Genomic DNA, 22,780 nt, shown 5'->3' with positions numbered 1-22,780 from the left:
ATGAATCAAGACCAACCGAAAGGCACTGTTGCGATTGTCGGTAGTGGTATTATTGGTATTACTACAGCGCTCGAATTACAGGAAGCTGGTTATCAGGTTACGTTATTTGATAAAACCGAGCCAGCAACTGAGACTTCCTATGGTAATGCCAGCTTCCTTGCCATAGAGCTCATCGATCCTCAGGCTACAGTGGGGAATATCGTCTCTGCGGTGAAGCAACTTTTTAGTGAAAATGCGGCATTAAAAGTTACCCCCGATCACTTGTTGTCCTTCATCCCGTGGAGCATTAAGTTTCTAAAAGAGGTGGCTAGTTCACGACAAGATAAAAGCCGAAAAGCCATCGTCGCTTTAAATAAACACTCCATAAATGCCTGGAAGTCGCTATTAAATAGATCTAATTGCGAAGAAATGGTGCGTAAAAGTGGTTATCTTCAGGTTTGGGAAAAGTCTTCAAGTATCAAGCAAGCAGAAAACTGCCAGAAAGCACTACAAGCACAGGGTATTGAGTGTGAAATCTTAAAAGACGCAGCATTATTTGAGAAAGAGCCCGCGTTATCGCGTTATATTAAACATGCGCTTTATTGCCCAGAATCCGTGCAATTATTAGACCCCTACGAAACGGCAGCCGCTCTATTTGATCGCTTTGTACAGCAAGGTGGGGATTTTAAACAATCAGAAGTGAAGCAAATCTCTACGCCTGATCAACGCGTTGGTTTATCTACCTCCAGTGGTGATTTTAACTTTGATAAATTAGTGGTTTGCGCGGGAGTCTGGAGTAAAAAAATACTTGAACAACTGGGGCTGGATATTCCGCTGGTAGCCGAACGAGGTTATCACTTAACGTTTCCACAAAGCCCAGTCAAATTTAAGCGTTTGATTATGTCGGCTGATAGGCATGTGATGTTAACGCCACTCAAAACCGGAATGCGAATCACCGGTTTTGCCGAGTTTGCCAATGTGGATTCAAAACCCGTTGCAAAGCGTTATGACACCTTAAGTAAGCATATCAATGAAATAATCCCAAATTTTGAAGCAGATAAGCAACAGCCCAGTAAATGGATGGGTAATCGCTCAACATTGCCAGATTCTTTGCCTGTTATTGACTTGCACCCGCAACACCCTCAAATTGGCATGGTCTTTGGGCATCAGCATTTGGGCTTAACACAAGCACCTATATCGGCAAAAATTATTACGGCGTTAATTGATGGTGATAAAAACAATCAAACACTGGCTGACTTTAAAGACGTATTGAGTAGTTTTTCAGTGAATAGGTTTTAACGGATTTTTTTATATTCTTGAAAAAAAACGCCCCAAAGTAGGGGGGTGGGTATGACAACAAAGCAGTATAGTTATATAAAAAACTATATACGAAAATAAAGCACAAAAAAGCCTCGAGAATATCGAGGCTTTTCTAATACTCTTAATGCATTAGTATAGCGCTACACATTACTTTTCAACTTGAGATACATCTCTAACTGCACCTTTTGCTGCAGATGTTGCCATAGCTGCGTAAGCTCTTAATGCTGGAGTGACATTTCTCGGGCGAGGACCTGCTTTCCAGCCTGCGCTGCCTTTGGCATCCATTGCGTCACGGCGCTGTTGCAGCTCATCGTCAGAAATACGAAGTGAAATTTTACGGTTCGGAATGTCGATATCAATCGTATCTCCTTCTTCGACTAATCCAATCGCTCCGCCTTCAGCTGCTTCTGGTGAAGCGTGTCCGATAGATAAACCCGATGTACCGCCTGAGAAACGACCGTCAGTGATCAATGCGCAAGCTTTGCCAAGACCTTTTGATTTTAGGTAGCTGGTCGGATACAGCATTTCCTGCATGCCCGGTCCACCTTTTGGTCCTTCATAAAGAATAACAACGATATCGCCTTCAACGATTTCATCAGCAAGGATTGCCGTTACTGCATCATCTTGAGATTCATAAACACGTGCACGCCCTTTAAAGGTCAAGATATGCTCATCAACACCTGCAGTCTTTACTATACAACCGTCTTCTGCGATATTGCCGTAGAGTACCGCTAAACCACCGTCTTTTGAGTAAGCGTGTTCAACATCACGAATACAACCGCCGACTTTGTCGATATCAAGATCATCCCAGCGTTTACTTTGGCTAAAGGCATGCACAGTACGCACATTTCCTGGAGCCGCTTTATAGAAAGTTTGTACTTCTTCAGATGGGTTACGTGCGATGTCCCACTTTTCCAGTGCTTCGCCCATAGTACGAGCGTGAACAGTATTACATTCAGTGTGTAGCATGCCGCCTCGGTCTAGCTCCCCTAGAATTCTGAAAACACCGCCAGCGCGATGCACATCTTCCATGTGGTATAGCTGAGTTGCGGGTGCTACCTTGCTCAAATTAGGTACTGAGCGAGATAAGCGATCCATATCGTCCATGGTGAAATCGACTTTAGCTTCATGAGCTGCAGCAAGTAAATGCAGAACAGTATTGGTCGAACCACCCATGGTGATATCGAGGCTCATTGCATTTTCAAACGCTTTGAAGTTAGCAATGTTGCGTGGAAGTGCGGTCTCGTCATCTTCTTCGTAATAACGCTTTGTAAGCACCATGATCTGGCGAGCTGCTTCCAAGAATAACTGCTCACGATCTGAGTGCGTTGCCAGCATTGATCCATTACCTGGCAATGATAAGCCTAATGCTTCGGTCAAACAGTTCATTGAGTTTGCGGTAAACATACCTGAACAAGATCCGCAGGTAGGACAGGCTGAAACTTCTGTTTTAAACACGTCATCATCAGAGACATTGTCATCGGCTGCTGAAACCATGGCATCAACCAGATCAAGCTTTACAACCTGCTCCTGAATAACGGCTTTGCCGGATTCCATTGGTCCACCAGATACAAAGATTACGGGGATATTCAAGCGTAAGGCAGCGTTTAACATGCCTGGTGTGATTTTGTCACAGTTAGAAATACAGACTAAAGCATCCGCACAATGTGCGTTTACCATGTATTCCACAGAGTCAGAAATAATTTCGCGTGAAGGAAGGCTGTAAAGCATGCCATCGTGACCCATCGCTATACCATCATCAACAGCAATGGTGTTGAATTCTTTTGCGACACCGCCCGCTTTTTCTATTTCGCGTGCAACAAGTTGACCCATGTCTTTCAGATGAACATGACCAGGCACAAACTGTGTAAATGAATTTGCAATAGCGATGATGGGCTTGCTGAAATCGCCATCTTGCATACCAGTAGCACGCCATAGGGCTCTGGCTCCAGCCATATTACGGCCGTGGGTGGATGTACGTGAACGATACTCTGGCATGGGGATTCTTCTCTCGATTAAATGATAGAGAGCTATTTTAACGCTGAATTAGGGTCTTTGGAAATACTCTTTAAAAAAGCCGTTGAAAGTAGGGGGGTGACCTTTTGAATTATTCGCGAATCTGTTGTGAAAATGTGATGAATTTCACGGAATCGGCGTAGAGAATCCAATATATTATTCAGATAGAAATAGCCACGGTAACGAATGACAAAGGAGCTAATCATGAAACTTTCAATCTTACCAATATTGATCATAAGCGTGATGCTTGCGGCGACCATTATTATATCGGCAGAAGCGTTGATGTCTCCTTTCTAGCTGGCTTTGAAGCAGCTGTTTGGTAATGCTTTTAAAAAAGTGCCTCAAAGTAGGGGGGTGACTTTTAGTATTGAATGTCTTACTTAAACCCGTTACTTAAACCCATTGATAAATGTTTGAAAGCTTTTCGAGCGTTGCATTAATTTCATGCCGGCATCTTCTAGTTGGTCTACGGTTTTATTCGGTAACTCGAGAGCAGTGGGAACGATTCCTAATGCTTTGAGTTCCGAAGGTCGCAGGTCTTCAAGGTTAATTTCAATCAATTGGAACTCTATATTGGCGCAGTCTTTACTGGGCTTTTCTCGACAGCGCGCTGTTTGTACCTGTTTTTTCCAGACAGGGAATTTGCTCGTTAATAAGTCAATGGTCTCTGTATTGTACTTATTGGATTGGATTGTGGTGGTGGTGTCAATCACGTCAACCGTTGAAGGCGCTCGCTTGCGGGTGGCAATAACGGGGTTTTGAAAACTGGCGGCATTGACGCTGATAAAAACCATCTTCTTGGTATTCTGCATGCCGTAGGTTTTCATTGCACTCCACATGCTGTCGTTATGGAACGAGATGATATCCAGAATAGAGCGTATGCCCAGGTTATCAGCGACTCCACCATCCACTAAATGCAGGTATTTTAACTTTTTATTATCGCGGTAGTTTTTAACCCTAAGTGCATCTTTATAACGCTTTTGCTTATTTTTCACTTTGTTTCTATTGCGCTTTTGAACATCCCAGACGATAGGTGAAAACTTGCAACTACCCGCGTGATTCTCCAAAGTGATAGGAGAGAAAACCACGGGTACAGCTGAGGACGCTGCAACGGCACGAGATATCGGATAGCTATTTAAATCTGAGCAAATCCAGCTGAAATGATAACCAGTAAAAGAAAAGCCTTGGCCCAATGATAAGTCTGTCGCATTGATAACAATAAAAGGAGCATCGGGGCGCATATCGCCAAAATGTTTCTTTTTGAAAATTGTCTGGTGATAATATTCTGCGGCTAGATCGCTGCGTTCAAACAGCGCCGGCGCTAATCGAATCCAGGATTTAGGGCTAAATAATGAAAGATTGAGTAATTCGGTCTGGATTTTTCTCTTAAGCACCTTCTTCTCAAAGTCTTTGAAAATACCATCGCCAAATAAGCCATAATACGCTGAGGTGAAACTTCCGCCAGATACCGATGAAATCATGTCGACTTCATCCAGTAAGCGGCGTTGTTTGTTGCCGATGTTGATTTTAGTGTCACGTAATTTTTTTAGAACGCCGTATGACAATGCTGCAGAACGGGTTCCGCCACCTGAAAATGCCATAAACAAAGAAAGCTCATCAGATCGTTGGTTTTTTGATTCTGAACCTAATGCTGATAATTCTGAACTTGATTTAGCCTTCAGGGGCTCGTTCATTTTTGGGGAAGTAACGCTACAAGCACTAAGAAATAGTCCGCTGAAAATTATGTATAGCGGCTTAGCTGTGAATATTTTTCTTATGCGGCTTAGTGTTGTTATTTGTGACATAGTGGTTAAAGTAGTCTCTTAAATATTTTTTAGCTTTGTGTGTTAGTTTATCTTTATGTCAAAAATAATTCTATTCAATAAACCCTTCGGTGTTTTAACCCAATTTACTGATAGTGAAGGGCGTGCGACTCTGGCTGATTACATCAAAGAAAAAGGTGTTTATGCCGCAGGACGTCTTGATCGTGATAGTGAAGGTTTATTGGTGTTAACCGATGATGGAAAACTTCAAAACCGAATCGCCAGCCCAAAACATAAAATGTCTAAAACCTATTGGGTGCAGGTAGAAGGAGAGCCGGAGCAGTCTGACCTAGATAAACTACGTGAAGGCGTAGAGCTTAAAGATGGCATGACCATGCCAGCAAAAATCAAAATTATTCCAGAGCCTTATTTATTGTGGGAACGAGATCCGCCAGTACGTGTTCGTAAGACCATTCCGGATAGCTGGTTGGAAATTACCATTAGTGAAGGTAGAAATCGACAGGTTAGACGGATGACAGCAGCAATAGGTTATCCAACATTACGTTTAATTCGATATCGGGTGGGTTCCTGGACGATAGATGGGCTTGAAAATGGTAAATGTAAAACGCTTGAAATAGCTTAATACAGAGAAGACTTTGTTAAACATTGATATCACTATTAGAACGATTTAAATCTTGCTAAATTTGCATGTTACTAGGTATTTGATAAATAGATGTAAATTCAGGTCAGCGTTATGATTTCCGCTTTCGATTTGTGTGCTGTATCATCTAATAAATAAAAAGAAACGAATAAACAAGCCATTTAAGGGACGCTAATAAGTAATGCAAATATCGATGATGAAACTAGTTTTTATGACATCGCTTTTTTTATCAAGTTCTATTACCCCTGCCGCTGCTGAAACTATCAGAGTCAATTTTGATGATTGGTGTCCTTACTCTTGTATGGAAGACGACCATTCTGAAATACCTCACTCGAAAAGACCTGGCTATGAACTCGACATAATCAATCTGATTTTCAATAAACAGGGCATTAAGTTTGACTACCTTTTTATGCCTTGGGCTAGAGCTATTACCGAAGCAACCGCGGGAAGGCTTGATGCTCTTTTATCTCCGGGAAAGAAAGAAGCCCCAGGTTTGATGTTTCCCGAGGAGAGTATCGGTGAGCTCAAGTGGTGTTTTTATACTTTAGCAGGGAGTAAATGGAATTATTCAGGGGTGGATTCTTTAGAGAAAGTGACTCTGGGTTATCTTGAAGGTAATGTCGTGAGTGCTGAAGTTCAGGACTATATTGATAAACATAAAGATAATAGCTTATTAGTTCAGCCATCCTATCAAACTAACTGGATTGATATGAATTTCAATAAGCTTGCCATGGGTCGTATTACTGCGATTTTAGATGAGCAGTACACATTGGATTATCACATTAAAGAAACGGGAAAGACTTCTAATTTCAGAAAAGCGGGCTGTTTGAATAGTGAATCAATGTATATTGCTTTTTCCCCTGAAAACCCTCGAGCAAAAGAATACACAGAGATATTTGATGCAGGTTTAAGAAGGCTAAGAGCGTCAGGAGAGCTTAAAACAATTCTAGAAAATTATGGATTGGATGACTGGAATTAGCATAGGATTTTTTTATTCACACGTATTTACTTGCGATAAGTGCATAGAGCGCAAATAATGAAAGCCTATTAAGCATTAGGATTTAACTTTGTCTCTTATCTTTGAAGAACTCGATTTTCAACATACGCCGCTTGGCGAAATAAGCTTAAGAAAGCGTTCAGAGCCTCGTCTGGAAAATAAACTCATTTACGAAGTTAAGATGAATGAAGAGTTTTTGATGTCGAGTCTGTTTGTTGAAGCAGAATTACAACTCTCTCACCTTGGTTTAGCCGCGCTTGGCGGTAAGTTTGATAATAAACCACTAGATGTCATCGTCGGCGGTTTGGGGCTCGGTTATACGGCAGCAGCGGCGCTAGAGCATACTTCTGTTGCAACTTTGAAAGTGATCGATGTGATGCCGCCGGTGATTGAATGGCATCAAAAAGGTTTGGTGCCTTTAGGCGAGGAACTCATGGCTGATTCTCGTTGTGAGTTGGTGTTGGGAGATTTCTTCGCTATTGCGAGTGCAGATACTCAGGGCTTTGGTAAAGCTAATCAGGATCAAAAAGTAGATGCTGTATTATTGGATATCGATCATTCGCCCAGCTTTTTGTTATCCTCGGGGAATGCTTCCTTTTATACCAGCAAGGGTTTGTCTTCTTTAGCCAATAAAATAAATCAGGGTGGTGTATTTGCACTTTGGTCGGACGTTAAAGCGAGTGACAACTTTATTCAGTTACTTGAAAGTGTTTTTGCTGATGTTAGGTCTCATTTGGTTTCGTTTCCTAACCCTTATACGCAAGAAACGTCCAGTAATTATGTGTATACAGCGATCGTTCGGTAGTTGTTTTGATATTTTGTGATTTACTCACCATGTCTTGAGGAGAAATTTATGTCAGAAGTTATTAAACATTATTCTACGGATAATATTACTGTGGTCTGGCAACCAGCTAAATGTTCGCATTCTAAAATATGTTTTCATCAATTACCTCAGGTCTTTAACCCCAATAATAGACCATGGGTAACCTTGGATGGCAGTTCAGAAGATGAGGTTGTCGCACAAGTAGGGAAGTGTCCATCTGGGGCACTATCGATACAACAAAAAAAGGAGATCTCCACGCAAATGAACACGCAAGATAAAGATACTGCTACGAAAGTGAAAGTAACCAAAGGTGGCCCATTACTAGTGGAAGGAAATTTAACAATAACCATGCCCGATGGGGAAGAGGTTACGAAAGAAGGTATGACTGCCTTATGTCGTTGTGGTGCTTCTGCTAACAAACCTTATTGTGATGGTAGCCATAGTAAAATTGAGTTTGATACTTAATTTTAAGGTCTTGGTTGTGCTTATCAGTTGATGGGTAAAAACAATACTGAGTATCTGGTTAGTCCTGACAAAGGGACTATGCTTAATGGCTTAATGAAATAACCCCCTATAAGTAGGGGGGTGACCAATCGTTAAAAGGTTATTAATCGTATTCTGTATCTTTCCAGGTACGCATTGCGGTAAATACTTCTGTAGAGTTTTCTAAGGGTTTTCCGGCAAATTCAGAAACTCTTTTAACGACTTTGGGTAAATGTGTTCGAAGAAACGGATTTGTTTCTAATTCTAACGAGAGTCGCGACGGAACAGTCGTCTCGCCGTTTTCTCTTAAGGCTATTGCATCACTTTCTCGTGAAATAAGTTTTTCGTTATCTGGTTCTACCCATTTGGCAAAACCGATGTTATCTAACGTATATTCATGAGCACAGTAAATCAGTGTGTTTTCAGGTAGTTTTGATATTTTTTCTAAAGAATCATGAAGGTCTTTTTTTGTCCCGTTGAACACTCGTCCACAGCCTGCGGCAAATAAGGTGTCTCCACAAAAGAGACGTCCTTCACCAGTTTGATCTGCGCTATCTTCATGGGTGTAATAAGCGATATGTCCAGCAGTATGGCCGTGTACATTCATCACCTGAAAACCGGTGTTAATTTGGTCTATGTGTATTGTTTCACCACCTTGAAGTGGGTGAGTAATATGCGGGATGCGTTCGCTCGCGGGGCCATATACCGACAGATTTGGGTATTTTTCCAGTAGTTTGCCGATACCACCAACATGATCTGCATGAAAGTGAGTAATGAGAATAGCGACGGGTTGAATTTTGTCTTTTTCCAAGGCTTTAATGACAGGAGTTGCATCTCCTGGATCGACGATCGCGGCGTATTGTTGGTTTTCATCACAAATAAGCCAGATATAGTTGTCAGAAAAAGCTGGGACAGTGATAATACGATTCTTAGACGACATAATAATTAATTTTGAGAGTGGTAAATGAGTACGGGAACACTATACATTATTTCCGCACCTTCGGGAGCAGGGAAAACCAGTTTGATAACCAAGTTATTGGAAACGTTGGAAGGTGCTGAAATGGCCGTTTCTCATACAACTCGTAAAGCCCGTGAAGGCGAGATTGATGGCAAACATTATCATTTTATCGATGCTGATACCTTCCTCAATGGTGTACATAATGGTGATTTCTTGGAGCACGCAAATGTGTTTGGTAATCATTACGGAACGGCTAAAAAATCAGTAGATGAAATTCTCAATAAAGGTGTTGATGTCATTCTGGAAATTGATTGGCAGGGAGCACAACAAGTCAGAGACTTAATGCCCGGTTGTTTATCTATTTTTATTTTACCTCCATCCAAAGAAGAGCTAGAAAAGCGTTTACGAGGAAGAGGAACAGATAGCGACGATGTGATTGCTAAACGATTGGGGCAATCCGTTGATGACATACAGCATTATCCGGAATTTGATTATGTTGTGATCAATGATGATTTTGATGAATCAGTAGAAACACTTAAGAGTATATTTATTGCTAATCGAACTACTTTAGAAAGACAGAAGTTAAGAAATAAATCATTGCTTGAAGGCTTGGCTAATAAATAAAGTTTATCAATTCTATTTGTTGAAGCCTAATTAAGATATCCTGAGTTATTATTTGTCTGTAACTAAAATATGATAACTGAAACATTAAAAAACAAAATAATTAGTTATCTTAGAGAAAAAACCAAGGCACAGGATTGGGAAATAAATCACCCTGAAATTAATTCTACTGAAGCAATTGTCTATAGATTTTCCAGTAAAGATTTTCCAAAAGACGTCGCTTTAAAAGTATATCGTAATGATCAAAGCCCAAGAAGCAGGCACCATTTCGCTGCTATTGAGCGTTTCTCTTTGGCTATTAACATAGACAACGGAAAATATCGTGTACCTGAAGCTTATGGTTTTTTTCAGGATGATAACTGTTTTCTGATGGAATGGATTTCAGGTAAGAATTTAAGAGAAATTCTCTGGGAAAATTGTTTAAGAAAGGGCCCAATACAAAATAACATTAAAGTCGGCTACCAATGGCTTCGATATTATCATGAGCATGCTAATCTAAAGCTCAGCATTGTTGATAACTTGCGTTACTCAACTAATATCGAATCACACTGTGAAAAACTGCACACGGAAGAGTTATGCAAAAAGAATCCGATATTCATAGCTGGGTTTAAAGCTTTAAACCGCTATGCGAATTGCTTTTATGACTATAAAGTTTTACATGCGGATTTACATGGGGATTTGAATCTCAGTAATATAATAATTAATGAAAACCATGTGGTTGGTATTGATATTGGGGGAGCGAATTCGGCCCCAATTGCAGATGATATGGCTCAAATGTTAAATTATATATGCATAAACTACTTCAACATGCTTACCAAAGCGGATATGCGTAAGTCGCCAGATTTATGGGAAATATTTAACCTCGTTCTTGATGCGTATGAGTATCCTAAAGAGCAAAAAGCAAGGGACTTTTTTCTTTTTGTGTTTCTTTATCAGATGCTACATCGATGGATTTCCGTCTACGATTTTCATAAATCAGGATCAAACTATTCCAATATGGTTAAGTTGCTAGGTAAATGGCGCTTGCGTAACTCTGCAGTTATTGTAGAAGGGTTGACTAAGGTGGTGAATAATAAGATATCCTGAAACTTTATGGCTATGTAGTGAAGGAAATATTTTTATAATTTGTTATATTTAGTTGCTAAGCCTTTAGACTTTTCAATAGGATACTTTTCAGCATTCAGAATCATTTTTCGTTTCGCGGTTTTTACAAGATCCACATCTAATTTATCTGCTAGTCGAATCAGGTAAATAAAAATATCAGCCATTTCCAGACTTACTTCATCCAGGGTTTCGGTAGAAAGATTTTTGCTTTGTTCGTCCGTCAGCCATTGAAAATGTTCAACTAATTCGGCGCATTCAACAATCATTGCCATAGAAAAATTCTTCGGTGAGTGGAATTGATCCCAGTCACGCTCTTCGGCAAACTCGCGTAATTTAAGTTTTAGAGATTCTATTTCTGCTGACATGCTTAACTTCTATAAAATAAAAGTATCATAGCAAATTAACACCACTAAAAAAGCCAGTGGTTTTTCAACGACTGGCTATTTGAATCTTTTTTTAACTCTTAGGGTTGAATATACTAGTTAGAGTTAACTACAACCTTTAGGTCTTGGTAACCCAGCTACTTTATTGGCTGATTTAATCAATCCACCTTTAGGGAAAAAGCTAAAAATATACTTATTTGATGAACGATCTTTACCAAACTCTTCTTTCATCATTTTCATAAATTTACGTGGTTCAGCAACCTGACCGTTATCGTAAAATGCTTTACGAGTGAGGTTAATGATGTCCCAGTGTTCGGGAGTAAGCTCGTCGATACCTTCCACTTCTGTTGCAATCTTTTCTGCAATGGCTTCGGACCACTCGCTAAGCTCTTCTAACCAGCCTGCTTCGCTAAGTTGTATTGTTTTGCCTTCTACTTCGATTTCCATAATGTGCCCTTTGAAGGTTAAATATAATTTGTATTGTAGTATATCATTAAATACTAATAGATAACAAAATTGATACTTATGATTAATTTTATACGGGTATTTTCGGATACAATGACAAAATGAAGTTAATTGAAAATTTCCTGAATCTTTTACTGTCTATTCATAAGCAATCCTTTTCAAAAGAGGGGGGTAAAGGATCAACTGAAAAGATTGCCCCTGTTAATTCTGTCGCCTGGGACAAAAGACCTGCAATCGTTCTAGTGGTCGTTGCGTTTTGTATTTTGTTATTACATTACCTTAAATTTAATACGGCTTTCTATGCGACATTGAATTTATGGTTTGATCAGTTTTCAGATAATCCAGCAGCAAAAGTGCTGGAGTTGCGTCGACAAACATTCTTTCCGTTGGTGACACAAGCGTGGTGGGCTATATGGCATTTAGTTGCTTTTGTATTGATACCTGTTGTGACGATTAAATATTTATTAAAAGAGCCCTTGACGAATTATGGGCTTGGAGTGGGACGATTAAGACGGGATATTAAATGGTATGTATTGCTTGCAGCACCGATCCTTTCCTTTGTTGTAATCGTAAGCTTTCGGGATGATTTTACTAATCATTACCCTTTTTATAAGCTTGCTCATAGAAGCTGGTTTGATTTGGTCGCATGGGAAATCTTGTATTTACTTCAGTTTGTCTGTGTAGAATTTTTCTTTCGTGGTTTTATCATACAAGCCTGCCGACCGGCGTTTGGCGTGAACGCTATTTTCGTGATGATTGTGCCTTATATGATGATACATCTCTCAAAACCTTGGTTGGAAGCGAGTGGTGCAATATTCTTTGGATTGTTTTTGGGTGTCTTAGCCTTGCATTCTCGATCCATCTGGGGAGGTGTCGCAGTACATGTGTCGATTGCTCTGAGTATGGATATAGCTGCGTTGTTGCAGACTAAAGGACTGCCCCAGCAGTTGCTTCCTTAGGTAGAAGCGGTTGTTAAAACATTATAGAGTTCAATAGCGTGATCTACATCGTCATGAATTTCTAAATTATCGCCAGTCAGTAGAAGTGCGACATCGCTGTATTCTTTGATGGTTGCCATGCTATGCGAAACCATAATGATGCTTGAGTTTTCTCTTTTAGCAGCAAAAGCTTCTTTACATTTTTGCTGGAAGCCCTGATCTCCAACCCCCATGATTTCATCAACCAAATACACTTCAAAGTCTATTGCCATACTCAAAGCAAATGCCAGGCGAGAACGCATGCCCGATGAATACGTTTTAATCGGTTCATGGATATAATCGCCAATCTCAGAAAAATCCTTCACATACTCAGTGACGTACTTTATATCTGCGTTATAAATCCTGCAGGCGAAACGCAGGTTTTCAATACCAGTAAGGGAGGGGTGAAATGAACCTGTAAACCCCAAAGGCCATGAATATCTTCCTTTTCGGATTATTCTACCGCTATCTGGGTATTCACTTCCTGCAATTAATCTTAGGAGAGTGGATTTACCAGCCCCATTTACCCCTAATACACCAATGTTTTTTCTTTCAGGAAACTTGAAGTTAACATTTTTAAGAACGATATTCTGGCCATTAGCCATATCGTAAGCTTTATTTACATTTCGAAACTCAATCATACTTGTCGAGCCTTTTTACTACTTAATCTTTCGACGAGTAAGCCAAGGGTGAATATTCCTACACAGATAAAAACTGCATATTCTGGATCATACAAATCACTTTCAAAGCTAGGGTAGAAGCCTGACCTGAACCACTCTATTAAATGAATCAGTGGGTTGAAATCTACAAAATCGAATACTTCTGGTGAAAGAAAATTAGCTGTAAAAAATATTCCTGAAATAAAGTATAAAGGTCGGGAAAAGGCATTGAATATACTTGAGTAAGAGGGGTAGTGAGGGATAATAGCTGCATTAATCAAACCTATACCAGTACCAAAGAGAATGATTAATCCTGTTGGTTTCATCATCTCTAGAAAACTGTCTATCCTTATTCTAATGCCCATATAGTGTGCGATAGCTAAAAAGAACAGCATTACTAAAAATAATGTCGAAAATTCTAGAGCTACTCGAGAAATGGTGATGTCTATAGGCATCACTTGCGGATATCCAAGCAATGCTTTGTTTGTGCTTAAACCTGACATGACATTGCTAACTATATTGCTATAGAGTAACCAGGGAATAATGCCTGTAAGAATAAATAGTCCCATGCTATCTCCTAACGGAGTTGCTCTATCAAGGGCTGAGAAAATACCGATAAATACGACAACATGTGCAAAAGGCTCAAATAACGCCCAAAAGAAACCAAGTTTGCTATTGCCGTATCTAGCTCGTGTTTCACGCAAAGTGAGTGCAGAAATTACTCTACCTTGTACGTTTAATGCGTTTAAAAATTCCATAGCAATGTTTAGATTAAAATGTGTGTAATCTTGTCTTTCATTACATCCACCCAGCATGATCTCTAATGGAGGATATGATTAATCCTGATAATCCCCAGAACAAAAGGCAGGCCAAAAAGAGGATAATAAAATCATCCGGTGCTTTTGGTTTAGAGGGCTCCTCAGGTAGTTTAGGTTGTACAATAACAATTAAATAACGATGTTGTTGTGTAGCATCAATGCGAGATTGTTCAAGATTTAAAAGAGCGGCCTCATAAGATTTTTCTGCGAAGCCTTGTTCTGTTAATAATTCTTCATGCTTTGAAATTATCGAGCTCATGGTCTTTGCATCGGTGCTATCAGTGATTCTTGTACTTCTGATGCGTTCAATATTTACCTGTTTTTTCAGGGAGAAAACTTTGTTTTTGGCTTCTATAATCTTTCTGGATGTGTCAGGAAATTCGAGTCTGAGGCTGCGTAAATCCGCTTCTGCACGAGCACGCTCGGCTTCTAATTCTTCTACCAATTTGAGTTTCGATTCCGCAGATTGTTCTGGGCTAAGTGCCTGTTCTTTCTCACGAAATGTTCTGACATCTGTACGCGCGTTTTTTAGTTTTGTTTCAGCTTTCTTTAATTCTTGTCGTGCGAATTTTAAACTATCCTGACGGGATTTTTCAGATAAGGTATTAACCAGATCTTCACTGGCCGTTAAAATAGCCTTAATCACTTTTACTGCAGACTCAGGCTCAAATGCAGTGACCTTTAAATCCACTATTCCAGAAGTGGTATCAAATTCTACATTTACCTTTTTTTGCCAGTACTCAACAATATCCTCAATGCTGGAGTCTTGTTCTAATCGGGACAGGAAGTCTTTATCTTCACGTGCATAGAGCTTATTAATGTCAAAATATTGCTTGGTACGTTCGATGACTTCTCTGGATTCTATAAAGTCTTTAACGATCAAAGCATCTCTTGTCGATGATACGCTTCCAGGAAGTCCTGTTAGAGCACCTAAAGGATCTGATTGCCCCTGACCTTGTTTTTCAATGGTAAAGTGCGCATTCGCTTCATACTGAGGGCTTGCTACTTTGAGGTAATAAAGTGTTCCCAAAGTCATCGGGGTAACAAAAAATAACCAGAACAGAAGTGATTTAAAAATTTTCATAAAGGATTAGGCGATAGAAGCAAATGATCTGTGAGGTAGAATACTGATTTGACTGTTATTCTAGTATGAAGTTAGTGGTCATATTTTCAGAATATATGTTTTAACAATCTAGGTGTATAAGATCGTGGAGTATATAGGAATAATCAAGAACTGGAAAACTATCTAAAAAAACCGCTCAAAGTAGGGGGGTGTATTCATTCTAAAATTCACTGATGGATTAGCAAGTTTCGGGTTTTGTTTCTTTGCTATAAAACCTATGATGTTCTTAATCAGACAGGATTGTAGTCATCATGAGTAACATTCAACAAAATACAGATAGTCGAGATTACGAGCGCATCGAAACTGCTATTTTATTTATCAAAGAAAACTTTCAGCAACAGCCCAGTTTGGATGAAATCGCTACACACGTTCACTTGAGTCCTTTCCACTTCCAGCGCTTATTTACTGATTGGGCGGGTATTAGTCCTAAGCAATTTCTTCAGTACACTAGTATTAATTATGCCAAACAGATTCTCAAAGAGAGCCAATCTACTTTATTAGAAGTGTCAGAAGAAACTGGCTTGTCTGGTACAGGACGATTGCATGATTTATTTATAAAAATTGAAGGAATGACACCCGGCGAATACAAAAAGGGAGGCGAGTCACTCACAATCTATTATCAATATGTGCAAAGTGTTTTTGGGTTGGTGTTGGTTGCTTCAACAGAAAAAGGAATTTGTTATATGGGGTTTGTTGCTGAGGAAAAAAGAAAGACGTTTGAGGAATTGCTCCAGCGATTTCCTCAAGCTACTTTCAAAGAAGCCGAAAAAGAACTCCATTCACACGTTGTCAATTTTGGTAAGTTTGATTCATATAACAGTGGGCCTGACTCAATCAATAAGGGGATGATAAATCTGCATATTAAAGGGTCCGAGTTCCAGTTAAATGTATGGGAAGCGCTATTAAAGATTCCTTTAGGCCAACTAAATACCTACGGTAATGTTGCCGACATTATTAAACGTCCTAAAGCATCCAGAGCGGTGGGCACTGCGATCGGGAGTAATCCTGTTGCCTTTTTAATTCCTTGTCATCGTGTTATCAGAGCGAGTGGGGTATCTGGTGGTTACATGTGGGGGCAGGAGAGAAAATCAGCCATGCTTGGATGGGAAGCTGCCCAGATTGCAAATAGCAAAAACGACAAGACGTAAGAATGGATTTATTTGGTTTTGATGCTGATCTGAATATCCTGCCTTATGATGGGGATGTTTATTATTATGGCGGTATTTTAGAGTACGATTTCGCCAAACAAATCCGCTTGGATTTATTGCAAAATATCGCCTGGAAAAATGATGAAGTGGTTATTCATGGTAAACATATAATCACTGATAGAAAAATCGCGTGGTATGGCGATAAACCATACAGCTATACATATTCAAATACTACCAAGCAAGCACATGTGTGGACTGCTGAGTTATTACAATTGAAGCAGATCGTTGAAAAACACACAAACGCCGTTTTTAATTCCTGCTTGCTCAATCTCTACCATACTGGCGCTGAAGGACTATCCTGGCATAGCGATAATGAAAAAGAATTGGGTAAAAATTCGGTAATTGCTTCTTTAAGTTTAGGTGCAAAACGAAAGTTTTCTTTCAAGCACAAGCAAAGCAGAGAAACTGTTTCACTTGAGCTTGAAGAAGGAAGTCTTTTGCTGATGAAAGGTGGGACTCAGCAGCACTGGTTGCATTCTCTACCCAAAACGACAAAAGTTCACGAGCCAAGAATTAACCTCACTTTCAGGCAGATGCTATAGGTCTTTTCCATCAAATACTGCGGCATCGATATTGTCAGTATCAATCTCATCAATACACCCCAGATTGGCACGATAATGGTCAGGCATTCTCACTGTTTGATGGAATGGGTAAATGCCACACTCCTTGCAGAAGAAATGATGACCAACTTTGTCATCAAACTCGTATAGTCCAAGATTCTCCGGGTTTTTTAACTCGATATGAAATGCATCTGGTGGAATGACAAAATTTGTCATTAGTGCGCCCCTGCGTTTGCAAAAGGAACAGTTACAACGTAAACCAGCAGTGATCTCTTCTGTGTGTTCAAAAAAAAAGCTCACGTTACCGCAATGGCAGTTACCTGAATAAGTTTTCATCGCTTTTCGTCATCTTTTTTCGTTATCAAATTGCTTAACAAGCACAGAAGTGTCAGATCGAGAATAGCCTCGATCCTGCAGTTCTGCGTATTTTTCATCCACCTGTTTTGCAAGGGGTAAATCGACGCCGAGTTTTTCTGCTTCATCAAAGCAAATGGCCAAGTCTTTACGCATCCAGTCAATAGCAAAACCAAAATCGAATTCGTTGTTCATAGCTGTCTCTGTTCTATTCACCATCTGCCAGGAACCTGCGGCGCCATGTTGTAGTACATCAACCATCATTTTAGCATCGATATCAACCGCTTTAGCCATGCTCCAGGCTTCACTTAATCCCTGTAAAATACCGGTTATGCAGAGCTGATTTACCATTTTTAGGGCTTGCCCTTTACCTGAAGAGCCGATCAGAGTGGTCGCTTTGGCATAACTATTCATTGCATCTAAAGCGTTATCAAAGCTTGTTTGATCGCCACCAGCCATAATTGTAAGAATCCCTTGTTCTGCACCTGCCTGGCCGCCAGATACGGGTGCATCAAGGAATTCCATATTGTGTTTTTGGGCTTCAGCATATAATTCTTGAGCGAGGCTTGGGGAAGTTGTTGTATGGTCAACTAACAGCGCTCCGGTTTTAGCGCTAGCGAATATTTTTGTGAATACTTCTCTGACGTCATTATCGTTGCCCAGGCAAGTGAAAACGATGTCGGCATCTGCTACAGCTTCTTCCGGGGTTGCAGCAAATTTTGCTGGGTTTTCATTAGACGAGTATTCATCAGCCCATTTTTCGGCTTTTGCCGTAGTACGATTAAAAACAGTCACCTCATAACCCTTTTTTACGAGAAATCCCGCCATTGGGTAACCCATGGCTCCTAAACCTAGAAAGGATACTTTTTGCTTCGACATATTTATTCCCTGAAAATGAATTGATCTAATTTAACTGATTCAATTGTAGTTGAACTCAACTGTTTGTGTGGGTTCAAAAGTAGATTTTAGAAATTAATGAACGAGATCATTTATTTCTTATGTTTTTCGAATTTTCTAACAATGATTTCTAGTAGCGCTTTGATCACGGGGTCTTCTTTGCGAGATTCTAAATAGGCCATTCTCAATGGCAGTGTGAATGATTCGCCCGGCCACACAACAATTTCACCTTTTTTCAATAGAGCATCGGCTTCATCATTGCGAATAAAGGCTAGACCAATCCCAGAGCGTAATAATGCGATTGTGGAATCTTCAGTCGCACTAGACGTTGCCCATGCAGGCTGTACTTTGGTATCAGAAAAAATAAGATTGAGAAATCTGTGATAAATGCATAAAGGCTCAGGGTAAATCCACGGCAGCTGAGCCAGCTCTTCTCGTCCAGCACGTTTTAGTTTGTCTTTCCACTTAGGTGCGGCGGCTATTACGGCGTGCGTATCACATAACTCAACATAACTGACTTTGTCGTAAGGAATATCTCCCGAAAAAAAGCTGACATCAAGCTGTCCTTTGCCCACCTTTTGAACCAGGTCTATTGATGTGCCTTGGGTTAGCTGAATTTTAAGATTTGGGTATTCAGACATCAACGCGTTGTGCCATTTTGCAAGAAGCAGATATTCGGCATCCGTGTTTAATCCGACCTTGGCTTGCCCCGTAATTTCTCCCTGAAGTGTTTTTGCTGCCAGCTTTAACTCGTTGCCTGCATTAATCACTAATTGTGCTTTATCTCGTAGCGACGTCCCGCTCTCTGTAAGTCGCATACCTTTCGGGGTTCGATCAAAGAGTTTGACTTCAAGCTCTTCTTCCAGCGCTTTTATATGCGCACTGACAGCAGGCTGACTAGTGAACAGGCGTTCGGCTGCCTGTGTGAGATTGCCAGTATCTGCAACGGTGACAAAAGTTCTGAGTTGATAGAGTTCCATGTGAAAGATGATGTCATCATTTTGAGCGATGAACAATTCTAATGATGAGCAATTCTAATAATGATTAAAAATACCTAATGATAAATGCACAATCTGAAATCCTGATAGCAGGGTTTTGATTAAACGATTGGATAGTTTTTTCGCTGAAGCGTTAAATACATTCATGGTCTTACCTGTAGGGGGTAAATCATAACGGAGACCTTGCTTGCAGGGTCTCCATTTATAAACAAGATTGCTTAGAAATGCATTACAAATATAAGGAGACATGTCATGACTGTATACACACACGCAAATCATAATAATCATCTATCGCAGTGTCTACCCAGCTGTGAAGAAGCTGTAATTCAACCTTCAAAGAATTTATTTAAGACGCTTACTATCTGGAATCAGCGTATTCAACAACGCAAACATCTAGCAAAGCTTGATGACAGAATGCTGGAAGATATAGGATTAAATCGTGCCGATGTTGATTGCGAAATTAACAAGCCTTTCTGGAAATAAATCAATATGTTATTGCTTGAATTCCTAGGTGTTGGCTTGAAAAACATCAGAGATTTAGCTTGCAATACCGAGTAGAAAACAGTCAAATAGACATTATTACCTAATAAGGAGAGTGTCTTCTATGACTAAGTTTTTACTCGGTTTTTTCAGCTTTGGATGGCTGCGAGGCTTAGATTTCTTACCCCCATTACTACTTCGATTATTCTTAGCGCCTTTGCTTTGGGTGTCGGGTAGCAGAAAGTTGGGTTTGTTTACCGCAGACGATACTGTTTGGTATAACCCGTTAACCTGGTTCAATACAGATAACCCTATTCATCAGGCGACGACTGCCGGTTTGGCTAAAGTTCCATTTATTGGTGATGCCTTGTCAGGTGTTTTAACTAGCTCAATCGGTTGGTTGGAAATTATCGGTGCATTCTTGTTATTGATTGGTTTTGCTGTTCGCTGGGTATCAATTCCGTTATTGGCCTTAATTGTATTGACTGCACTCATGGCACTCAATGGTCAAGACATTGTAGCAACGTTGAAAGAAATGCTAATGACTCATGGTTATACTGATATGAGCAGTTCGGATTTCAGCAAGACAGTTGTTTATTTCTTGATGCTACTCACTTTATTCTTCATGGGAGCAGGTCGCTTCTTAAGTGTTGACTGGTTCTTATATCGTAGACTGAATAAGAAAGTTATTGCAGGACAGCAAGCTAAAAATATGGCTCATCCGCATGACAACATTAAAGCAGATCCATTTGACTTGGATAACACGACTGATGAAGTTAAATGATAATCTGAAATAATTTTATTATTTGATTGAGAAAGGACGCTACGGCGTCCTTTTTTTATTATTTTTTTTGTGGCAATTATTCGCTATGAAGAAAAAAGGCCCCAAAGTAGGGGGGTGACCTTAATATTATTAAAGCATTATTGTTTTGAGTGTTATCGTTTTAACAAGACGTAAACAGCGCCGGTTCCACCATCTTTAGGTTTGCAGGAATGAAATGCGAGTACTCTCTCATGCTCACTCAGCCAATGATTAACCTGAGTTTTTAAAACAGGTTTTTTATCGCCCGATCGATTACCTTTACCGTGTACAATTCGTATGCAGCAGCCTTCAAACTGAACGGCTTCTTGCAGATAATAAACCAGGATCATTTTTGCTTGTTTAATGCTAGATCCATGTAAATCGAGTTCATCAGAAATACGGTAATTTCCACTGCGCAGTTTTTTGAAAACGTTATTCTGTATGCCTTCTCTACAGAAGCTTAAAACGCCTTCCATTTGAACATCTTCCACTTCAAGTTCGTCTGAAAGAGGGTCGTGGATAAAAAGTTCTTCGAAGTCTTCATCCGCTGGGCGGACTTTTGCTTTTGGTCTTTCAACTTCATGATAAGCTTTGTCATCTGTAAGTGGTGTTACGCCTTGCATTGCGTCTGAAAAGAAATTTTGATCATATTGATCTTCTACTTGTTGTTTAAGGCGCTTTTGTGTAGCCTCCTTTTCGGCTCGGTTCTTTTCAGCTAGCTGCTTTTTAAGGTCTTTTAGTGTTTTCTTATCAAAATTAGACACGGTGAGTAGTGATGACTATAAATGGTTAATATCAATAGTTGAGATTATCATTTTATGAGTGTTTTATGGAAATTTTATGGAAATACTATTAAGTAATGATGACGGCTTTATCGCGCCCGGGATAAATTTGTTGCGTGATAAGTTATCAGAAATTGCTGATGTGCTGACAATTGCACCCGACAGAGACCGAAGTGGTGCAAGTAATTCACTCTCGTTAGAATCACCGCTTCGCCTTACAGAGCGCGGCAAAAATTTTTATAGCATCAACGGTACACCTACTGATTGTGTCCATTTGGCATTAACGGGCCTATACCCGGATAAAGAGCCTGATATTGTGATATCAGGAATAAACTCTGGCCCCAATATGGGAGATGATGTTATTTATTCAGGAACAGTAGCAGCCGCAATGGAAGGTAGAAATTTAGGATTACCATCCATAGCAGTGTCGATGGGTAATTACAAAGCACTGCATTACGATTCTGCGATACAAGCGGTGCTTCAATTGCTAAAGGATATGCCAGCGCTGAGATTAAGTGATTCAGATAATGCGGCGAGCATACTCAATGTTAATGTTCCCGACTTGCCGTGGAATGAAATCAAAGGATTCAAAGCTACAAGACTTGGAAAGCGCCATAAAGCCGAGCCTGTAGTCAAAGAAAAAGACCCGCGTGGTCGAGAAATTTTCTGGATAGGACCTGTCGGTACTGAAGCAGATGCGGGTGATGGAACAGATTTTTACGCGGTACAGCAGGGTTATGTTTCTGTAACACCTATACATATAGATCTAACACGTTATTCTGCTATAGATGATATGCAAAAATGGCTCCAAAGTGGGGGGGTGACAAAATCAATGAGCTAGATATCCAGGGCGTTGGTATGACATCCCAACGTACTCGTGACCGATTAATAGATCGCTTGCAAGATAAAGGCATCGTGAATTCTGATGTATTGCGTGTGATGCGTCTTGTACCGCGTCATTTATTTGTGGATGAGGCGATGGCGAGTCGTTCATACGAGGATGCGTCATTTCCCATCGGCCATGGACAAACGATTTCACAGCCTTTTATTGTTGCGCGCATGACAGAATTAATCATGCAATCTGAATCATTAGAGAATGTGTTAGAAGTGGGGACAGGTTCGGGTTATCAAGCCGCTGTATTGGGTGGTTTAGTAAAAAATTTGCACACAGTTGAAGTTGTGACTGAACTTCATCGCAATGCAAGAGACTTACTATACAAGTTAGGTTATCGAAATATTCGTACACACCTCGGTGATGGAAGTTGGGGATGGGAAGAAGCGGCGCCTTATGATGCGATTATGGTTACAGCAGCGCCAGATGAGATTCCTTCTGCATTAATTCAGCAGTTGAAAATAGGGGGTCGCATGATAATTCCCGTCGGGGCACAAAATAGTGAACAAAAATTGCAGGTAGTGACCCGTAACAATGAAACGAATTATTCCGTCGAAAATCATGAGTCGGTGATCTTTGTTCCATTGGTAGGTGGTTAACTGTTTACAGGTTAACAACGGGCGGTTAGCACAGTTTTTAAGGCTAATTTCAAGAAAT

General features: G+C 40.1%; 26 protein-coding genes. 14 read left to right on the top strand and 12 right to left on the bottom strand.

The genetic code is table 11. The annotated features are described in order from the left end of the window. Positions 1-1,278, top strand: coding sequence for an NAD(P)/FAD-dependent oxidoreductase (locus OO007_RS09825; RefSeq protein ID WP_325808661.1), 1,278 nt, complete (start codon positions 1-3; stop codon positions 1,276-1,278). A 168-nt stretch (positions 1,279-1,446) separates the two neighbouring features. On the opposite strand, the gene ilvD is transcribed toward OO007_RS09825, so the two are convergent. Together ilvD and OO007_RS09815 are read right to left on the bottom strand one after the other, a co-directional pair. After that, the gene (gene ilvD, locus OO007_RS09820; protein WP_325808660.1) at positions 1,447-3,297 is read right to left on the bottom strand and encodes a dihydroxy-acid dehydratase; all 1,851 of its coding nucleotides are present in this window, start codon (positions 3,295-3,297) and stop codon (positions 1,447-1,449) included. A 407-nt stretch (positions 3,298-3,704) separates the two neighbouring features. Beyond that, a complete protein-coding gene (locus OO007_RS09815; protein WP_325808659.1) occupies positions 3,705-5,009 on the bottom strand; it encodes a patatin-like phospholipase family protein in 1,305 nt (434 codons plus the stop codon). A 166-nt stretch (positions 5,010-5,175) separates the two neighbouring features. Between OO007_RS09815 and OO007_RS09810 the strand changes: the two genes are divergently transcribed. The 4 genes from OO007_RS09810 to OO007_RS09795 all read left to right on the top strand — a co-directional run bounded on the left by OO007_RS09810 (position 5,176) and on the right by OO007_RS09795 (position 8,024). Further along, positions 5,176-5,721 (top strand): pseudouridine synthase, encoded by a 546-nt coding sequence (locus tag OO007_RS09810; protein ID WP_325808658.1) that lies wholly within the window; start codon positions 5,176-5,178, stop codon positions 5,719-5,721. A 229-nt stretch (positions 5,722-5,950) separates the two neighbouring features. Beyond that, a complete protein-coding gene (locus OO007_RS09805; protein ID WP_165874754.1) occupies positions 5,951-6,718 on the top strand; it encodes a substrate-binding periplasmic protein in 768 nt (255 codons plus the stop codon). An 88-nt stretch (positions 6,719-6,806) separates the two neighbouring features. Beyond that, positions 6,807-7,541, top strand: a complete 735-nt coding sequence (locus OO007_RS09800) for a hypothetical protein (RefSeq protein ID WP_325808657.1) — start codon at positions 6,807-6,809, stop codon at positions 7,539-7,541. Between the two features lie 48 nt (positions 7,542-7,589). Continuing rightward, positions 7,590-8,024: a (4Fe-4S)-binding protein gene (locus tag OO007_RS09795; protein WP_325808656.1), complete on the top strand. Its 435-nt coding sequence runs from the start codon at positions 7,590-7,592 to the stop codon at positions 8,022-8,024. Between the two features lie 142 nt (positions 8,025-8,166). Here OO007_RS09795 and gloB read toward each other — a convergent pair whose 3' ends face one another. Further along, positions 8,167-8,982: a hydroxyacylglutathione hydrolase gene (gene gloB / locus OO007_RS09790; RefSeq protein ID WP_325808655.1), complete on the bottom strand. Its 816-nt coding sequence runs from the start codon at positions 8,980-8,982 to the stop codon at positions 8,167-8,169. 24 nt (positions 8,983-9,006) lie between these two features. Here gloB and gmk point away from each other — a divergent pair, with 24 nt between their 5' ends. Both gmk and OO007_RS09780 read left to right on the top strand, forming a co-directional pair. Continuing rightward, the gene (gene gmk, locus OO007_RS09785; protein ID WP_325808654.1) at positions 9,007-9,624 is read left to right on the top strand and encodes a guanylate kinase; all 618 of its coding nucleotides are present in this window, start codon (positions 9,007-9,009) and stop codon (positions 9,622-9,624) included. Between the two features lie 69 nt (positions 9,625-9,693). Next, a complete protein-coding gene (locus tag OO007_RS09780) occupies positions 9,694-10,707 on the top strand; it encodes a hypothetical protein (protein ID WP_325808653.1) in 1,014 nt (337 codons plus the stop codon). 32 nt (positions 10,708-10,739) lie between these two features. Here OO007_RS09780 and OO007_RS09775 read toward each other — a convergent pair whose 3' ends face one another. Both OO007_RS09775 and OO007_RS09770 read right to left on the bottom strand, forming a co-directional pair. Beyond that, entirely contained in the window at positions 10,740-11,090 is a 351-nt protein-coding gene (locus OO007_RS09775) for a nucleotide pyrophosphohydrolase (protein WP_131907442.1), read from the bottom strand. A gap of 123 nt (positions 11,091-11,213) precedes the next feature. After that, the gene (locus OO007_RS09770) at positions 11,214-11,555 is read right to left on the bottom strand and encodes a TusE/DsrC/DsvC family sulfur relay protein (protein WP_325808652.1); all 342 of its coding nucleotides are present in this window, start codon (positions 11,553-11,555) and stop codon (positions 11,214-11,216) included. Between the two features lie 119 nt (positions 11,556-11,674). Here OO007_RS09770 and OO007_RS09765 point away from each other — a divergent pair, with 119 nt between their 5' ends. Next, complete coding sequence (locus tag OO007_RS09765; RefSeq protein ID WP_325808651.1) at positions 11,675-12,532, top strand: CPBP family intramembrane glutamic endopeptidase; 858 nt, start codon at positions 11,675-11,677, stop codon at positions 12,530-12,532. On the opposite strand, the gene OO007_RS09760 is transcribed toward OO007_RS09765, so the two are convergent. The 3 genes from OO007_RS09760 to OO007_RS09750 are packed head-to-tail and all read right to left on the bottom strand — an operon-like array spanning position 12,529 to position 15,111. Beyond that, complete coding sequence (locus tag OO007_RS09760) at positions 12,529-13,191, bottom strand: ABC transporter ATP-binding protein (protein ID WP_131907440.1); 663 nt, start codon at positions 13,189-13,191, stop codon at positions 12,529-12,531. The genes OO007_RS09765 and OO007_RS09760 overlap by 4 nt on opposite strands. Next, the gene (locus OO007_RS09755; protein WP_165874753.1) at positions 13,188-13,967 is read right to left on the bottom strand and encodes an ABC transporter permease; all 780 of its coding nucleotides are present in this window, start codon (positions 13,965-13,967) and stop codon (positions 13,188-13,190) included. The genes OO007_RS09760 and OO007_RS09755 overlap by 4 nt, the downstream gene beginning before the upstream one ends. A gap of 40 nt (positions 13,968-14,007) precedes the next feature. Continuing rightward, entirely contained in the window at positions 14,008-15,111 is a 1,104-nt protein-coding gene (locus OO007_RS09750; RefSeq protein WP_325808650.1) for a hypothetical protein, read from the bottom strand. A 290-nt stretch (positions 15,112-15,401) separates the two neighbouring features. Between OO007_RS09750 and OO007_RS09745 the strand changes: the two genes are divergently transcribed. Both OO007_RS09745 and OO007_RS09740 read left to right on the top strand, forming a co-directional pair. Further along, positions 15,402-16,298, top strand: a complete 897-nt coding sequence (locus OO007_RS09745; RefSeq protein WP_325808649.1) for a bifunctional helix-turn-helix domain-containing protein/methylated-DNA--[protein]-cysteine S-methyltransferase — start codon at positions 15,402-15,404, stop codon at positions 16,296-16,298. 2 nt (positions 16,299-16,300) lie between these two features. Further along, on the top strand, positions 16,301-16,900 hold the full coding sequence (locus OO007_RS09740) for an alpha-ketoglutarate-dependent dioxygenase AlkB family protein (protein ID WP_325808648.1): 600 nt from the start codon (positions 16,301-16,303) through the stop codon (positions 16,898-16,900). Here the strand turns inward: OO007_RS09740 and OO007_RS09735 are convergent. The 3 genes from OO007_RS09735 to OO007_RS09725 form a co-directional block, all read right to left on the bottom strand. After that, positions 16,895-17,254 (bottom strand): GFA family protein, encoded by a 360-nt coding sequence (locus tag OO007_RS09735; protein WP_325808647.1) that lies wholly within the window; start codon positions 17,252-17,254, stop codon positions 16,895-16,897. The two genes, OO007_RS09740 and OO007_RS09735, sit on opposite strands and share 6 nt — an antisense overlap. 9 nt (positions 17,255-17,263) lie before the next feature. Further along, positions 17,264-18,157: an NAD(P)-dependent oxidoreductase gene (locus OO007_RS09730; protein WP_325808928.1), complete on the bottom strand. Its 894-nt coding sequence runs from the start codon at positions 18,155-18,157 to the stop codon at positions 17,264-17,266. A 104-nt stretch (positions 18,158-18,261) separates the two neighbouring features. Then, positions 18,262-19,185: a LysR family transcriptional regulator gene (locus OO007_RS09725; RefSeq protein WP_325808646.1), complete on the bottom strand. Its 924-nt coding sequence runs from the start codon at positions 19,183-19,185 to the stop codon at positions 18,262-18,264. Between the two features lie 234 nt (positions 19,186-19,419). On the opposite strand from OO007_RS09725, the gene OO007_RS09720 reads away from it, so the two are divergent. Next, positions 19,420-19,650 (top strand): DUF1127 domain-containing protein, encoded by a 231-nt coding sequence (locus tag OO007_RS09720; RefSeq protein ID WP_325808645.1) that lies wholly within the window; start codon positions 19,420-19,422, stop codon positions 19,648-19,650. Positions 19,651-19,771: 121 nt separating this feature from the next. Next, positions 19,772-20,431 (top strand): DoxX family protein, encoded by a 660-nt coding sequence (locus tag OO007_RS09715; protein WP_325808644.1) that lies wholly within the window; start codon positions 19,772-19,774, stop codon positions 20,429-20,431. A gap of 152 nt (positions 20,432-20,583) precedes the next feature. Here the strand turns inward: OO007_RS09715 and OO007_RS09710 are convergent, their stop codons facing one another. Further along, positions 20,584-21,213: a Smr/MutS family protein gene (locus tag OO007_RS09710; protein ID WP_325808643.1), complete on the bottom strand. Its 630-nt coding sequence runs from the start codon at positions 21,211-21,213 to the stop codon at positions 20,584-20,586. 76 nt (positions 21,214-21,289) lie between these two features. On the opposite strand from OO007_RS09710, the gene surE reads away from it, so the two are divergent. Next, positions 21,290-22,072 (top strand): 5'/3'-nucleotidase SurE, encoded by a 783-nt coding sequence (surE, locus tag OO007_RS09705; RefSeq protein ID WP_325808642.1) that lies wholly within the window; start codon positions 21,290-21,292, stop codon positions 22,070-22,072. Continuing rightward, positions 22,033-22,722, top strand: a complete 690-nt coding sequence (locus tag OO007_RS09700) for a protein-L-isoaspartate(D-aspartate) O-methyltransferase (protein WP_131907428.1) — start codon at positions 22,033-22,035, stop codon at positions 22,720-22,722. Before surE ends, OO007_RS09700 begins: the two co-directional genes overlap by 40 nt. Positions 22,723-22,780: the final 58 nt, after the last annotated feature.

The organism is Cocleimonas sp. KMM 6892 (assembly GCF_035798195.1).
Lineage (GTDB): Bacteria > Pseudomonadota > Gammaproteobacteria > Thiotrichales > Thiotrichaceae > Cocleimonas > Cocleimonas flava.
This window is presented reverse-complemented; position numbering and strand designations above follow the sequence as displayed.